Origin of the sequence: Streptomyces sp. x-19, from assembly GCF_046549115.1 — a bacterium.
GTDB lineage: Bacteria > Actinomycetota > Actinomycetes > Streptomycetales > Streptomycetaceae > Streptomyces > Streptomyces albulus_C.
The window spans coordinates 16,878-31,591 of record NZ_JAJPWK010000007.1 but is presented as its reverse complement, the minus strand read 5'-3'; the positions used below and the strand labels follow the sequence as shown (position 1 = coordinate 31,591).

Sequence of the window (14,714 nt, the reverse complement as noted above, 5' to 3'; positions counted from 1 at the left end):
ACGGCACTCTTCCGGGTGGGGATCGAGCGCCTTGACGCGGATGCCCCCGTGTGGTAGCGCGCTCGCGCGGCACCCCGTCCGCACAGCTGAGGACGGTGGGACGCAGGTCCAGTCCTGTGGCGCGGACGGGCGCCGCCGATCACGCCGCCAGGACGGCCGGGCGAGGCGGACCGGGTGCCCTCACCGGACACAGCAGCCCGAACGGCCCAGCGGAAACCGGCCCGAACACGGCCGAGAAGTCCGCCCCACGAGTGAGACGGACCCCAACTGCCGTACCGGCCGGCGCTATCGGCGGCGCTGCACCCGCCGCTCGTCCCACACCGGCTCCGGCGTCTCCCGGACCTTGCCGTCCTGTCCGAAGACCAGATAGCGGTCGAAGGACCGCGCGAACCAGCGGTCGTGGGTCACCACCAGCGCCGTCCCCTCGTACGCCTCCAGGCCCTTCTGGAGCGCCTCGGCCGACTCCAGGTCCAGGTTGTCCGTCGGTTCGTCCAGCAGCAGCGCGGTCGTCCCGCCGATCTCCAGCAGCAGGATCTGGAACCGGGCCTGCTGCCCGCCGGACAGCTTCTCGAAGGGCTTGTCACCGTGCTGGTCCAGCTCGTACCGGCGCAACGCGCTCATCGCCGGCCCCCGGCTCCGCGCGTGCTCGGTCCACAGGATGTCGACCAGGGTGCGCCCCAACAGCTCCGGCCGGGCGTGCGTCTGCGCGAAGTGCCCCGGCACGACCCGGGCGCCCAGCTTCCACTGCCCGGTGTGCGCGACCTCCTCGCCGGCCAACAGCCGCAGGAAGTGCGACTTCCCCGAACCGTTGGAACCGAGGACGGCGACCCGCTCCCCGTAGAAGACCTCCAGGTCGAACGGCTTCATCAGACCGGTCAGTTCGAGCTGCTGGCAGGTCACCGCCCGGACGCCGGTGCGGCCGCCCTTCAACCGCATGGTGATCTTCTGCGGGCGCGGCGGCTCGGGCGGCGGGCCGATCTCCTCGAACTTCTGCAACCGCGTCTGCGCCGCGTGGTACCGCGACGCCATCTCGTCGCTGCGCTTGGCGTACTGCCGCATGTCGGCCACCAGCCGCTTCAACTGGGCGTGCTTCTCGTCCCAGCGCCGCCGCAACTCCTCGAACCGCTCGAACCGCTCGGCCCGCGCCGCGTGGTACGTCGCGAAGCCGCTGCCGTGCACCCACACATCGCTGCCCGCCGGCCCGGGCTCCACGCTCACGATCCGCTGCGCCGCACGCGCCAGCAACTCCCGGTCGTGCGAGACGAACAGCACCGTCTTGCGGGTCTCCCGCAACTGCCCTTCGAGCCACTGCTTCCCCGGCACGTCGAGGTAGTTGTCCGGCTCGTCGAGCAACAGGACCTCGTCCGGGCCCCGCAGCAGCGACTCCAGCACCAACCGCTTCTGCTCGCCGCCGGAGAGCGTCCGCACCGCGCGCCACTGCGCCTTCTCGTACGGGATGCCGAGCGCGGACATCGTGCACATGTCCCAGACGGTTTCGGCCTCGTACCCGCGGGCCTCCGCCCAGTCGCTCAGTGCCTGGGCGTACTGCATCTGCGCGGCCTCGTCGTCGCGCTCCATGATGGCCGTCTCGGCCTCGTCGACGGCGTGCGCCGCCTGCCTGATCCGCTGCGGCGCCACCGCGACGAGCAGGTCGCGCACGGTCCGTTCGTCCCGCACCGAGCCGACGAACTGGGGCATCACCCCCAGCCCCCCGCTCACCGTCACCGAGCCGCCGTGGGGCTTCAACTCGCCCGAGATCAGCCGCAACAGCGTGGTCTTGCCCGCGCCGTTCGCCCCGACGAGCGCGGCGACGGCACCCTCGCCCACCCGGAACGAGGCGTCGTCGAGCAGCACCCGCCCGTCCGGCAGGTAGTACTCCACGTGCGCGACTTCTACATGCCCCATGAATCGGCCCAAACTGAGAAAGCGAGAGAACGGAGGAACCTTGCGCCGAACGCCGCGCGAGCACCGGCATCCCCGCAGGCGGGAACGCGTCCCGCTTTGTCACTGTATCGGATGGGGGAACCGCACAGCGCGCGGCGAACTCCGCTCGAACTCTCCCCCGTCCGCGCCCTTTCGGCCAAACGCATTTCCCCGCGACGGCGGATACCGGCCACCGCTCCGGCGAGCCGGGCCAGCACCTCGACGGCCGGTTCCACGACGTCCGCCGCGAACATCTCCGCCGACGACTCGTCGTAGGTCGCCGCGACGCTCTTCCCGAAGTAACCGTCCTCGTCATCCATGGCCACGGACCGTACTGCGGACGGCACCCGCCCCGCACGGCCTTTTCGCCCGCCGGGCGCAGCCCCTCGGACGCCACGACGGCTCTCAGCGCGGCACCACCTCGCAGAGTGCCGCGGCGACCGCGACCTCGGTGCCGGCGAGGCCGACCGAGCTGAAGACCGTGAGGTCGTCGGGGCCGGTGCGGGCCGGCGCCGCTCCGGCGAGGACGGCACCGAGCGAGACCAGCCGGTCGGTGGGGAACAGCGGCGACCCGCCGGACCCGGCGGACTGGGCGAGCGAATCGGTGAGGACGGTGCGGGCGCGGTCGGCCAGCGCGGCGGGCACCTCGTGCCGGGCGGTGGACTTGGGGCCCAGGGTCGTGAGGTGGGTGCCGGGGGCCAGCCAGTCGGCGTCGAGGACCGGCGTCGGACTCCCGGTCGCCACGACCACCACGTCCCGGTCGGTGACCGCGTCCTCGACCGCGGTCACCGCGCGCGCCGCGACGCCCAGCTCACCGGCCGCCCGCCGGGCGAACGCCGCGGCCCGGTCGTGGTGCCGCGCCACCACGACCGCGTCGGTCACCTCCCGCACCGCGCAGAGGGCCCACAGCTGCGTCCAAGCCTGCGGCCCGGTCCCCACCAGCCCGACGCGGACCGGGCCGGGGCGGGCGGCGGCGTCCACCGCCACCGCGCCGATCGCCCCGGTCCGCCGCGCCCCCAGCTCCGCGCCGTGCACCACGGCCCGCAGCGCGCCGTCCGCCGTGCTCCACACCGCGACCAGTTGCTCCGCGCCCACGAGGGTGTCGTACGAGCGGAAGCCGAACAGCTGCCGGAACCGAAGGTGGCCCGCGGTGATGACCAGGTCGCCGGCCCCCAGCGCGGCCCGGACCCGGGGCGGCGCGACCAGGTCGTCGTGGTGGGCCGAGAGCAGCGCCGCCCGCACCGCCCGGACCGCGGTCGCGGCATCCAGGTGGGCGCGGACATCGTCGTCGTCGAGCAGGAGCACGGACACCGGCACGGTCCTTCCGCTGGGAAAACGGGCAGCGGGGCCACTGTGCCGCACCGGTGCCGTGCGGTCATCCGTCGCGCGACCTGCGACCGCAGACGGATGCCGGCCTGGTCAGCCGGCCGGGATCACGTTGGTCGCCCGGACCACGGGACGCAGATCGCGGGCCAGGCGGACGGCGTCGCCGACCGCCCAGAAGTGGACGAAGAACAGCCGGGGTTTGTCCCGCAGTCCGTGGTTGTGGAGTTCGACGAGCTTGACGCCGGCCTGCCGCAGCAGTCGGAGGACGTGTTGGACCTCGTCCGCGACCATGCAGCAGTCCGCGCTGATCGCGGCCCGGCCGTTGCCCAGCGGTTGGAAGTTGAAGGCGCTGGTCGACCCCAGGCCCGGGGGCAGCACCATGTGGCCGTCGACGATCTTCTCCTTGCGGACGAAGATGCACTTGTAGATGCCGTCGTCGGCGGATCCCTTGGCCCCCAGGGCGTCGTCGATCGCGTCGGTGTCGAGGTCGTCCGGCTTGGACTGGTCGGACGGTTTGGGGCGTGGGGTGTCGGTTTCGTCGAACGCCGCGCGGATGCCGCGCGCCAGCGTCAGCGCGTCGTGGCCGTGCCCGTGCACGTGGAGCCACCAGACGTCGGGCCGCTGCGCGAGGAGGTGCTTGTGCAGCGCGGTCACGCCGATCCGGTGCTCCTGCAAGGCGTCGACGAAGCCCTGCAACTCGCCCTCGGTCACCACCACGTCGCCCATCAGCAAGGTGCTGCGGTCGGAGTAGCGGACGAAGGAGACGTGCGAGCCGAGGGCGAGGGACGGTTTGACGTGCACGTGGTGCGAGACCAGCCGGAGGTCCCGACGGGGGAACCCGGTGTGGTACATGACCTTGCGCTTCAGGTCGCCGGGCCCGCCCAGGACCTTGGCCACGGCCGTCCAGTCCTGGCGGGTGGTGTGGACCGGCTCGATCAGCTTCTGCGCGAGCCCGACCGGCTCCGTCGCCGCGCCGGCGGTGCCGGCGCGCGCCGGGCTCGGTGCCGCGGCGAGCAGCGGGGCGAGGGCCGCCGCCGCCATCACGCGCCGCCGCGAGGTTCCCGCACCGGGGTCGGGGTGCTGCCGTCTTTCTTCAGTCATTACGTGCCTACCTCCGCGATGACCTCCATGAGGAGTTGGCAGCATGGCCGATCTGAGGCCCCGTCAGCTCGCTGGTGGGGGCCAGGTGGGCTAAGGCGATCATCGTCAGGGGTGAGCGGGCCGGCGGGCGAGGGCCGAGGACGGTGGATCAGCAGTCAGTTGCTTCGCCGCGACCAAAGGGCCGGCGGCGCATTCCCGGGCGGACCGGACCGGGCCGGGCGTCGGTCACGATCCGCCGGCCGGTCCGTCGCCGGACTCCGCCAGCCGCCGCAACAGCGGTTCGACCTCCACCAGCCGGCGGATCTCGTCCGGTTGGAGCGCGGTCAGGCGCCGGGTCAGCACCTGCGCCTCACCACGGGCGACGTTCGCCAACGTCGCGGTGCCCTCCTCGGTGAGCAGGACCCGGCTGGCGCGGCGGTCCTGCGGGTCGGCCTCCCGACGGACCAGGCCCGCCGACTCCAGGCCGAGGACCGCCGCGGTGGCGGTCGGTTGGGAGCAGGGCACCCACTGGGCGATCTCCCCGATCCGGGACGGCCCGCGCTGGGTCAGCAGGGCCAGCACGGCGAGGTGGGTCAGCTGGACGCTGCCCGCGGTGGCGGACCTGCGCAGGCTGCGGGTGAGCCGGTGCAGCGAGATCACCAGCTGCAGTGCCGCGTCGTCACCGATCGTCATCGCCCACCCTCGCCTGCGTGCCGGACCCGGTCCGCGCCGGATCCCCCGTTCGGGGACCGCCGTTGATCAGGAGAGCGTAATGGTGGGGGAGTACATCTCCAACCACAGGGCCAGGTCCAGGGTCCGTTCGAGGCCGCGCCGCGACGCCTGGGTTATCTGCGGCGCCTCGTGCTCCGCGGCGCGCTTGAGCCAGTCGCGGTCGACGAGGTCGAAGACCTGGTGCGAGGGGCGCGCCAACAGGTCCTTGGCGTGCTGTTGCAGCGCCACGGCGTACTGCGGGTCCTGGGTGGAGGGGTACGGGCTCTTCACCCGGTCGTAGACCGACCTGGGCAGCACGTCGGCGGTGGCCTCGCGCAGCAGGCTCTTCTCGCGGCCGTCGAAGGACTTCAGGGACCACGGCGCGTTGTAGACGTACTCGACCAGGCGGTGGTCGCAGAACGGCACGCGCACCTCCAGGCCGACGGCCATGCTCGCCCGGTCCTTGCGGTCCAGCAGGATCCGGACGAAGCGCGTCAGGTGCAGGTAGCAGATCTTGCGCATCCGGAACTCGAAGTCGCTCTCCCCGTCGAGCCGTTCGACGTCCTTGACGGCGCGGTCATAGCCGTCCTGGATGTAGGTGCCGAGGTCGAGGGCGCCGGTGACGTTCGCCTTGAGGATGTTCCCGTCGTCGCCGAAGTGCTGGGTGAAGCGGACGAGCCAGGGGAAGGTGTCGGCGTTGCGGGCCTCCTCGTCGAAGAACTGCTTGTACCCGCCGAACACCTCGTCCGCCGACTCGCCGGACAGCGCCACCGTCGAGTGCTCGCGGATCGCCTTGAACAGCAGGTAGAGGGAGGCGTCCATATCGCCCAGGCCCATCGGGAGGTCGCGGGCGCGCAGCACCTTGGCGCGCACGTCGAGGTCGGCCAGGGCGGCGGAGTCCAGCACGATGTCCTGGTGCTCGGTGCCGGCGAGCCGGGCCACGTCGTGCACGTAGGGCGTGTCGGGGGTGGCGCGCAGGTCGTCGGCGATGAAGTTCTCGGTCTGGCCGACGAAGTCGACGGCGAAGCTCCGCACCGTCTCGCCCGCCTCGGCGAGTTGACGGGCCGCGAGGGCGGTCATCGCCGACGAGTCCAGACCGCCCGACAGCAGGGTGCAGCGCGGCACGTCGGAGACCAGCTGGCGGCGGACGATGTCGTCGAGCAGGGTGCGCACGTGCCCGATCGAGGTCTCGCGGTCGTCCTGGTGGGCGCGGGTCCGCAGCGACCAGTAGACGTGCCGGCGCACCCCGTCCGCGTCGACGGTCACCACGGTGCCCGGCTCGACCTCGTGCATGCCGTCCCACACCGCGTGCCCGGGCGTCTTGACGAAGGCGAAGAGCTCGCGGAGGCCGTCCAGCCCGACCCGGCGTTCGGCGAGCGGGTTGGCGAGGATGGCCTTGGGCTCGGAACCGAACAGCACGCCGTCGGCGGTGGGGTAGTAGTAGAACGGCTTGATGCCCATCCGGTCGCGGATCATCACCAGCCGACGGCGCTGCTCGTCCCAGACGGCGAACGCGAACATCCCGTTGAGGCGCTCGGCGACCGCTTCGCCCCACTGAAGGTAGCCGCGGAGCACCACCTCGGTGTCGGAGTCGGTGGTGAAGCGGTGGCCCTTGCCCACCAGTTCGCTGCGGAGTTCGCCGAAGTTGTAGGTCTCGCCGGAGTAGACGATGACGACCTGGCTGCCGTCGGCGCGCTCGGCCGTCATCGGCTGGCGTCCGCCGGGCAGGTCGATGATCGCGAGGCGGCGGTGGCCGAGCGCGGCCGGACCGCGCACCCAGGTGCCGCGGTCGTCAGGTCCGCGGCAGGACATCGTCTCGGTCATCGCGTCCACGGTCTCCTGCTCGGAGCGCAGCTCGCGGTCGAAGGAAATCCAGCCGGTGATGCCACACATGCCATGTCCTCCTGCTCCGAACCCTGGGGCGCCGGTGCCGCATGGGTGCCGCGGCAGGCCGGGAATCCGGGAGGGCGGGCTACGCCGAAGAACGGTGGCCCGACTCGCTCCGCCAGAGTCAGTTGTATCGAGCACCTATGTAACGAGGGTGTTCCTCGGAGGCCCGTCGCGTCAACCGGGGCGTAACACGGGCCGGGGTGCACGGGGACGCGCCGGGGCGCACCCAGCGCGGCCGTTGCTCTCCGGCGGACGGGCTGACCTGCGCCTCCGCCGCGCGGGAGGAAAAGGGCCCACCCCGGGGCGGGCGGGCCACCCGACGGAAACGGGGGAAAGGTTTTACCGGGAGGTGACGGAAGCGGGCCGGCCCGGGAGCGGGCCGGGGGCCGCCGTCCGCCTCAGATGCTCTTCCGTCGCGTGCGCCCGGTCACCGGCACGTCCAGGGCGCGGGCGATGCCCACCACGCCCTCGTCCAGACGCTGGAGGTGCCGCAGCACACGGAAGGCCACGGTGTGTGACGGCGGCACCGGCGAGCCGTCCGCGTCCAGCAGTGAGGCGATGCTCGCGCCCGCCTCCACCTCGCCCTCGGTGGGCTCCTCCTTCACCCGCGCGGAGATCAGGTCGATGTTCTGCCCGATGCGCCGACCGACGCGTTCCAGCCGGGGGTCGGCCGCCACGGAACGGCTGGACGGCAGGACTTCGGCGGTCGCCGCCAGCGACCGCGCGTGATAGGCGCAGGTCTCCAGCAGGGCCACCAGGTACCTGGCGGTCTGCCGGCGCACCCGCAGCGGGGTGATCGGGTGCACCAACGGCTGGGTGGAGCCGCGCAGGTCGTTCAGCGCGGTGTCCAGATCGCGCGCCAGCGTGAGCAGGTCCGCCGAGGGCCCGCCGGAGAGCTGTGCGACGGCCGCCGACACCGCGTCCCGCAACCGCTCCAGGACCGTGCTCAGGTGCTCGTCGGTGCGCCGGTCGGTGTGCACCGGCAGGACCAGCGCCGCGGCGATGATGCCGCAGGCCGCCCCCAGTGCGGTCTCCTCGATGCGCAGCACCAGCGTGGCGACGCTGTAGGTGTTCAGCAGCGTGTAGAGCAGCCCGAGCATCGCGGTGACGAAGAAGGACATCAGCGCGTACGACAGCGGTGCGGTGAAGAACATCCCGAAGACGCAGAGCAGCACCAGCGCGAACGCCGTCCAGGTGTGGTTGCCCACCAGCCCGGCCAACCCCACACCGGCGATCACGCCGAGCACCGTGCCCAGCAGCCGGCGGTAGCCCTTGACCAGGACCTCGCCCGTGGAGGCGGTGTTGAGGAACACCACCCAGCAGGTCAGCACCGCCCAGTACCAGCGCTGGGTGGACAGGAACTCGCCGCCCACGATGGCCAGTGCGGAGCCGGCCGCGACCTGGAACGCGGCCCGGGTGGTGGGCCGCTTCAGACCGGTGCGGGTGTCCTCCTCTTCCTCTTCGACGCCGACTATCGCCAGGTCCTCGGCGTCGAACTCCTCCCGCGAACGGGCGGTGGCGGAGGTGTCGTCGGACTCGTCCTGCGGCCCGTCCAGCGCCAGCCGCAGACCCAACACCGCCCGGGCGGCCTCACCCAGCGCACGGAAGGCGTCCTGCACGGCCATCGAGCCGCGCGGCAGGTCCTCCTCGTCGCGGTAGCCGAGCAGTCGGTTCCGTACGTGTGCCAGGGCGGTGCCGCGGTCCCCGGGCGCCCGGCGGGCCACCAGCAGGCCCAGCGCGTCGAGGTCCCGGCGGAGCGTGGCCACGGCGTCGCCCTCGGACTGCATGCGGTTGCCGGTCGCCGGGACCGGGGCGTGCGGAAGGTGCAGGGTGAGGGTGTCGGTGCGCTCCGCGCTACGGGCGTTGAGCAGCGTCATCCCGAGGCGCTCGGCGGCGATCTCGGCGTCCGCGATGCGGCGCTGGAGCAACGACGCGGTGGTCGCGTCGCGGGTGCCCTCCTCCAGGCGGCCCTGGATCATCAGCGCCGTCTCGTGCAGCCGGGCGGTGTGCCGCCGCAGGTCGTCGAGGACGCCGTCCAACTCCTCGGGGCCGGCGTCCACCAGCTCCCGGTGCGTGGCCACCAGCTGGGCGAGGCGGGCCCGGAACGCCTCCCGCAGCCGGCTCAAGGTGCGTTCGGGGGAGTCCGGGAAGACCGCGAACCGGACCACCGCGCTGCACGCGAACGCCACGGCCAGGGTCAGGAACAGCTCCGGCAGCGTCGCCACCGTCGCGTGCACGAACAGCGAGACGAAGTAGACCTGAAAGCCGATCAGCCCCAGCGCCGTGCCGCGGTCGCCGAACCGGCGGGCGTACGCGGCGCCGAAGATCAGCGCGAGGAAGAACAGGTCACCGGCGATGATCCGGCTGTGCAGCAGCGCTCCCAGCGCCACCGCGGCCAGGGCCACCGGCAGCCCCAGGGCGAGGGTGACGGCCTGGCCGCGCACCTCCTTCTCCCGGATGGCGAAGGTCGAGACCATCGCCGCCATGGCCCCGGCCACCAGGAGCGTGACGCCGGTGCCGAGCAGGGCCAGGACGACGAGGGTCAGCACGATCGCCCCCACCGTCCGCAGTCCCGCCATCAACCGCAGCAGTCCCGGGTCGGACGCCGCGAAGCGGTTCCACGTGCCGGAAACGGTCCGTCGTATCGCTGCCTTCACGCTGCCCTACGCTCCCCATCCTTGGCATCGACCGAGGTCACGCGCCTCGGCCGGGCGCCCCCAGCATCGCACGAGGAGCGTCGGAGCGGCCGGTGCGTGTGCCGTCAGGCAGCTTCGTAGGCGGCGCCCGCGACCGCCAGGTCCTCCCAGGCCATGCCCACGCCCTTGAAGAGGCGGGGGCGTTGCGGGTCCGCGGCGGCGGTCCCGCTGGCCAGTGCGGCGAGCGTCACCAACTCCTCGCGGGCCAGCCGGTCGCTCTCCAGTTCCGGGATGAGGTCGCCGGCCTCCCGGGCCGCGGCGGCCCGGGACTCCACCACCACCGTGCTCCGCAGCACGGTGGTGCCGTCCACCTCGCGGCTGCCGCGCTCGTGGGAGCCGACGGCGGCGACGGTGGCGTGCGGCGGGAGCAGCGCCCCGTCGAAGAGCGGGGTGCGGGCGGTGGTGCAGCAGGCGACGAGGTCGGCGTCGGCGACGGCGGAGGGATCGCCGGCCGTGACGGCGAGCCCGGTGTCGCGGCGGGCCGCGGCCACGAACCGCTCGACGTTCGCGGGGGTGCGGCCCACCACGGTGACGCGGGTGAGCGGGCGCACCGCGCGCAGCGCGTCGAGGTGGCCGCGGGCCTGCGGGCCGGTGCCGAACACCACCAGGTGGCCGGCGTCGGGTTCGGCGAGCAGGTCGACGGCGAGGGCGGACACCGCGGCGGTGCGCACGGTGGTCAGCGCGACGCCGTCGAGCAGGGCGAGCGGGGCGAGGGTCGGGGCGTCGAAGAGCAGGTACTGGCCCTGGACGCGGGGGAGTCCGGCGGCGGGGTTGTCGGGGGCGACGGTGGCGACCTTGACGCCCGCGTACCGGCTGCGGTGCGCGGGCATCAGCAGGAGCTGGCCGTGCTCGACGGGCACGATGGTGCGCGGCGGATCGGCTTCCGGATCCGGTCCGTCGCGCAGTGCGGTGCGGAGCGCTTCGACGGCGGCGGTCATCGGGAGGGCGCGCAGCAGGGCGGCCTCGTCGAGGATGCGGGGCGGCTGGGGGGTGGTTGGTGTGGTGCTCATGCCGCCGAGTCTGCCCCGGCAGGTTGGTGCGATGCGTGATCTTCGGCCGGGCGTGCGGGGCCGTGGCGGGTGGGGGAGGAGCGCCCCGGAGGCCGCTCCTCCCCGGTGTCAGCAGGCGCCCAGGTCCTGCCAGACACCCGAACCGCCGGTGGACGGGGCCTCGCCCTGGGTCCACCACCGGGCCTTCCAGGTGTGGCCGCCTGCCGAGACGGTGTCGCCGCCCACGTAGACCGTGCCCGCGGTGTAGGGGCTGGCGGCGCAGCCGCCGCCCGGGGGTGTGGTGGGCGGGGTGGTCGGCGGCGTGGTGGGCGGGGTGGCGCCGGCGAACTTGACCGAGAACTTGGTGAAGTCCCAGGCACCCTGCGGGACGCTGCTACAGGTGCCGGAGGTCCGGCCGTTGTTGTCCGGTGGGGTGCACTGCCGGTCCCGGTTGACGGACCAGTTGGTGAAGCGCGCCATGTGGTGGGAGGTGGCGAAGTCCAGCACGGTCTGGAAGTCCGCCTGGGTGAAGAACTCGCCGGTGTCGCTGCGGCCGTTCATCTGCGAGATGCCCTCGTGGGCGTAGGCGGTGGCCTCGTCCCAGCCGAAGGTGGAGCGCAGGACGGCGTTGAAGTTGGTCAGTGCGGAGGTCTGGGCGGCGGCGCCGGTGAAGCCGCCGTCGAACGGCATGATGGAGAAGTTGTCCGGGACGAAGGATTGGGACTTGGCCTCGTTCAGCATCTGCTTGCCGAACCATCCGGTGCCGTCGGCGGTGCCGGCGGTGGTGACGGACAGGTAGAGCCCGGGGTTCTTCTGCTGGAGGATCTTGGCGGCGCCGATCTCGTTGTGGATGGCGGCGGTGTTCTCGTACTCCGGCTCCTCCAGGTCGAAGTCCAGGGCCTTCAGGCCGTACTTGTCGATGACCTGTTGGTAGGCGGCGGCGGTGGCCTCGGGCGTGCCGCACGCCTGGCCGAGCTTGGTGCCGTTGTAGCCGCCGATGGACGCGGAGACGTCGCCGCCCTTCGCGCGGATCGCGGAGATCACCCCGGCCACCGCGGTGTCCGACGCCACCGGGTGCAGGCCGTCCCAGGTCGGCGAGCAGCCGCCGCCGTTGGGTGCGAGGACGAAGGCGAGTTGGAACGCCTTGAGTCCGGTGGCGTCCATCACCGCGCCGGCGTCCGGCGGGTCGTTGTCGAGCGGCATGAGGTAGGGCGCGGCCGCGTACCAGTTGCTGCCCAGGGAGGTGGGGGCCGGGGCGGTCGCCGCGACGGCGGGCCGTGCGGGGGCGGGGTGGTTGGTGGCGAGCGCCGTGCCGGCGGCGCCCAGGGCGAGACAGGCCGCCGCGACGGTGGCGGCGAGGGTTCTGACGTGACGAGGTGGCACTTGACCTCCACGAGCCGACGAGAGGGGGGTGGTCCAGACCAATCGACCACAGAGTGAACCCTCGTCGTGAGCGCGTCAACACTTTGGACTGGACCAACCCGCGAGGTGCCGCCCGGGACGGACCCGGGCGGCACCCCCGTCGGTGGCCGCGCGTGCGGTGGGCTGCGTGAGGTGCGTCACCGCCGTGTTGTGGTGCGTTGCTGATGTAACGTCAAGTAGCTTGCACGCTTTGGCTGTTGTTCCGTCGCGGCGAAGGTCGTCCGAGCGGCGTGCGCGCGGACGGTTAGGGTGCGTGCCGTGTCCTCCGTGTCCTCCGTGTCGTCTGTGTCCTCTGCATCCCCGATGTTCCGCATGCCCGTACCGGTCCGCCGCGCCACCGGCGCCCTCGCGCTGGCCGCGCTGCCGCTTGCGGGCTGCGCCCCGGCCGGCCCGTCGACCGGGGCCGACCGCCCGTCCCCGACGGCGACCGCCCGGCACGACGTCCGGTTGCCGGCCGCCAACGCCGTCTTCGACTACCAGATCGGCGGACCGTACCGCCCGGCCGACGACGTCACGGTGGTCTCCCGCGATCGCACCGCACCGCCCGCCGGCGCCGGCCGCTACACCGTCTGCTACGTCAACGCCTTCCAGGCACAGCCAGGCGCCGACGCCCGACGGTGGTGGCAGCGGCACCACCCCGACCTCCTCCTGCGCGACCTGGACGGCGCACTGGTCGTCGACGAGGACTGGGACGAACCACTGCTCGACGTCTCCACGCCCGCCAAGCGCACCGCCCTGATGGCCGTCGTGGGACCCTGGATCGACGGGTGCGCCAAGGCCGGCTTCGACGCCGTCGAGCCCGACAACCTCGACTCCTACGAACGCTCCGACGACCTGCTCACCAAGGACGACGCCCGGGCCTTCGCGGCCCTGCTGACCCGCCGGGCGCACGACCGCGGACTGGCCGCCGCCCAGAAGAACACCAGCGACCTGCTCCCCGAACGCCGCCGCACCGGCTTCGACTTCGCCGTCACCGAGGAGTGCGCCCGCTACCGGGAGTGCACGGACTACGCGGAGGTCTACGACGACCGGGTCTTCGACGTCGAGTACCGGCGCGCGGACTTCGACACCGCCTGCCGCACCGTGGGCGACCGGCTCTCCGTCACCCTGCGCGACCGGGACGTCAGCCGCCCCGGAGAGGACGGCTACGTGCGTCGGGCCTGCTGACCCGCCCGCCCGCCCGCCCGCCCGACCCGCGCGCCGCCGCCCGCGCCGAGCACACCGACCCGCGCGACGATCACCTAGACTCGCGAAAATGGCCAAGTACTTCGACGTCCATCCGGAAAACCCCCAGCGCCGCACCATCAGCACGGTCGCCGACGCGGTCCGCTCCGGTGCGCTCATCGCCTACCCGACCGACTCCTGCTTCGCCCTCGGCTGCCAGCTCGGCAGCCGGGACGGCATCGACCGCATCCGGTCGATCCGCAACCTCGACGACCGCCACCACTTCACCCTGGTCTGCCAGAACTTCGCGCAGCTCGGGCAGTTCGTGCAGATCGACAACGACGTCTTCCGCGCGATCAAGGCGGCCACCCCCGGCAGCTACACCTTCATCCTCCCCGCGACGAAGGAGGTCCCGCGCCAGCTGCTGCACCCGAAGAAGAAGACCGTCGGCGTCCGGATCCCGGACCACACCGTCGCCCAGGCACTCCTCGCCGAACTGTCCGAACCGCTGCTCTCCAGCACCCTGCTCCTGCCCGACGAGGAGGAGCCGCTGACCCAGGGGTGGGAGATCAAGGAACGCCTCGACCACGTCGTCGACGCGGTGGTCGACTCCGGTGACTGCGGCACCGAACCCACCACGGTCATCGACTTCTCGGGCGGCGACGTCGAGATCGTGCGACGCGGCGCCGGCGACCCGTCCCGCTTCGAGTGACGGGCGGCCGAGCGATGACCACGACCCGGAACCGGGCGATGGCGGTGCTCGCCGCGGCACTGGTCCTCCAGGCAGGCGCGGTCGGAGCGGCGCAGGCCCGGCCGCTGCCGGCGGCGCACGCCCCCGCCGCGTCCGAGGCCGCCTCCTCCCGGGCCGCCGCCCTCAGGATCACCGAGGGGCAGGTCGGTGAGGTCGGGCCCGGCGGCACGCTCCTCTATCCCGCGGTGACGAGCTGTCTGACGGTCACCGTCCGCCTGGCGGACGGCGGGTTGGTCGGCGCGCACGCCAGTCTGTTCCAGGTGCCCGGGGAGTACCGGTCGGACCGGATCCTCGCCGCGCTCCGGGACCGGGTCGGCACGCGGGCGGTCCGCGCCGTGGAGGTGCGCGGCGCGGTCGGTGCCTGGCACCCCGGCTACTTCACCACGGCGATCGAGAGCTATCCCGAGGGCGCCGAGGTGCCGGTGCCCACCCGACCCGACCCCGACGGCCTGGCCCGAGCGGTGGCGGACGGGCTCGGCCAACCGCGCGACGAGGTCACCGTCCACGACCTCCCCGACGGGGACCAGACGGTGAAGTGAACCACCGCGTCGGACACTTCCTGAAGGCGGCAGGGATCCGCCGGTGACCCGGCCCGGCGCCGCGTAAGGGCATCAACTCCCCTTATGCGGACGTACGTTGCTGGCGTCTCGTGGTCACCGCGCGGAACTCCGGTCCCCCTCTTGACGCACCCTTCACGAAGCTGAAGCATGCGACGGCGGGAGCACGCTCCCCACCCCCCACGTCTTCACTTCCTGAAACAGG

At 72.7% G+C, this 14,714-nt stretch carries 11 protein-coding genes and 1 pseudogene; 3 read left to right on the top strand and 9 right to left on the bottom strand.

Translation table 11 applies throughout. The features are described from left to right. Window positions 1-285: 285 nt before the first annotated feature. The 9 genes and pseudogenes from ACLJT4_RS18965 to ACLJT4_RS18925 form a co-directional block, all read right to left on the bottom strand. On the bottom strand, window positions 286-1,905 hold the full coding sequence (locus tag ACLJT4_RS18965; protein ID WP_016571402.1) for an ABC-F family ATP-binding cassette domain-containing protein: 1,620 nt from the start codon (window positions 1,903-1,905) through the stop codon (window positions 286-288). A gap of 215 nt (window positions 1,906-2,120) precedes the next feature. Then, window positions 2,121-2,243, bottom strand: a pseudogene (locus ACLJT4_RS18960) (SAM-dependent methyltransferase); the annotation flags it as partial. An 85-nt stretch (window positions 2,244-2,328) separates the two neighbouring features. Then, the gene (locus ACLJT4_RS18955; RefSeq protein ID WP_411123443.1) at window positions 2,329-3,234 is read right to left on the bottom strand and encodes an ornithine cyclodeaminase family protein; all 906 of its coding nucleotides are present in this window, start codon (window positions 3,232-3,234) and stop codon (window positions 2,329-2,331) included. 108 nt (window positions 3,235-3,342) lie between these two features. After that, window positions 3,343-4,350, bottom strand: a complete 1,008-nt coding sequence (locus ACLJT4_RS18950) for a DUF1259 domain-containing protein (RefSeq protein WP_411123442.1) — start codon at window positions 4,348-4,350, stop codon at window positions 3,343-3,345. A 225-nt stretch (window positions 4,351-4,575) separates the two neighbouring features. Further along, on the bottom strand, window positions 4,576-5,022 hold the full coding sequence (locus ACLJT4_RS18945) for a MarR family winged helix-turn-helix transcriptional regulator (RefSeq protein ID WP_411123441.1): 447 nt from the start codon (window positions 5,020-5,022) through the stop codon (window positions 4,576-4,578). Between the two features lie 66 nt (window positions 5,023-5,088). Beyond that, window positions 5,089-6,933 carry an asparagine synthase (glutamine-hydrolyzing) gene (gene asnB / locus ACLJT4_RS18940; protein ID WP_411123440.1) on the bottom strand — a complete coding sequence of 615 codons (1,845 nt, stop codon included), beginning with the start codon at window positions 6,931-6,933 and terminating at the stop codon, window positions 5,089-5,091. Window positions 6,934-7,328: 395 nt separating this feature from the next. Continuing rightward, entirely contained in the window at window positions 7,329-9,587 is a 2,259-nt protein-coding gene (locus ACLJT4_RS18935; protein ID WP_376444613.1) for an FUSC family protein, read from the bottom strand. Window positions 9,588-9,691: 104 nt separating this feature from the next. Beyond that, window positions 9,692-10,636, bottom strand: a complete 945-nt coding sequence (locus ACLJT4_RS18930) for an ornithine cyclodeaminase family protein (RefSeq protein ID WP_411123439.1) — start codon at window positions 10,634-10,636, stop codon at window positions 9,692-9,694. A gap of 108 nt (window positions 10,637-10,744) precedes the next feature. Further along, window positions 10,745-11,998 (bottom strand): chitinase, encoded by a 1,254-nt coding sequence (locus tag ACLJT4_RS18925; RefSeq protein WP_411123438.1) that lies wholly within the window; start codon window positions 11,996-11,998, stop codon window positions 10,745-10,747. A 351-nt stretch (window positions 11,999-12,349) separates the two neighbouring features. On the opposite strand from ACLJT4_RS18925, the gene ACLJT4_RS18920 reads away from it, so the two are divergent. The 3 genes from ACLJT4_RS18920 to ACLJT4_RS18910 all read left to right on the top strand — a co-directional run bounded on the left by ACLJT4_RS18920 (window position 12,350) and on the right by ACLJT4_RS18910 (window position 14,491). Continuing rightward, complete coding sequence (locus ACLJT4_RS18920; protein WP_411123437.1) at window positions 12,350-13,204, top strand: endo alpha-1,4 polygalactosaminidase; 855 nt, start codon at window positions 12,350-12,352, stop codon at window positions 13,202-13,204. Between the two features lie 88 nt (window positions 13,205-13,292). After that, window positions 13,293-13,913 (top strand): L-threonylcarbamoyladenylate synthase, encoded by a 621-nt coding sequence (locus ACLJT4_RS18915; RefSeq protein WP_038524498.1) that lies wholly within the window; start codon window positions 13,293-13,295, stop codon window positions 13,911-13,913. A 14-nt stretch (window positions 13,914-13,927) separates the two neighbouring features. Beyond that, window positions 13,928-14,491 (top strand): hypothetical protein, encoded by a 564-nt coding sequence (locus ACLJT4_RS18910; RefSeq protein ID WP_411123436.1) that lies wholly within the window; start codon window positions 13,928-13,930, stop codon window positions 14,489-14,491. Window positions 14,492-14,714: the final 223 nt, after the last annotated feature.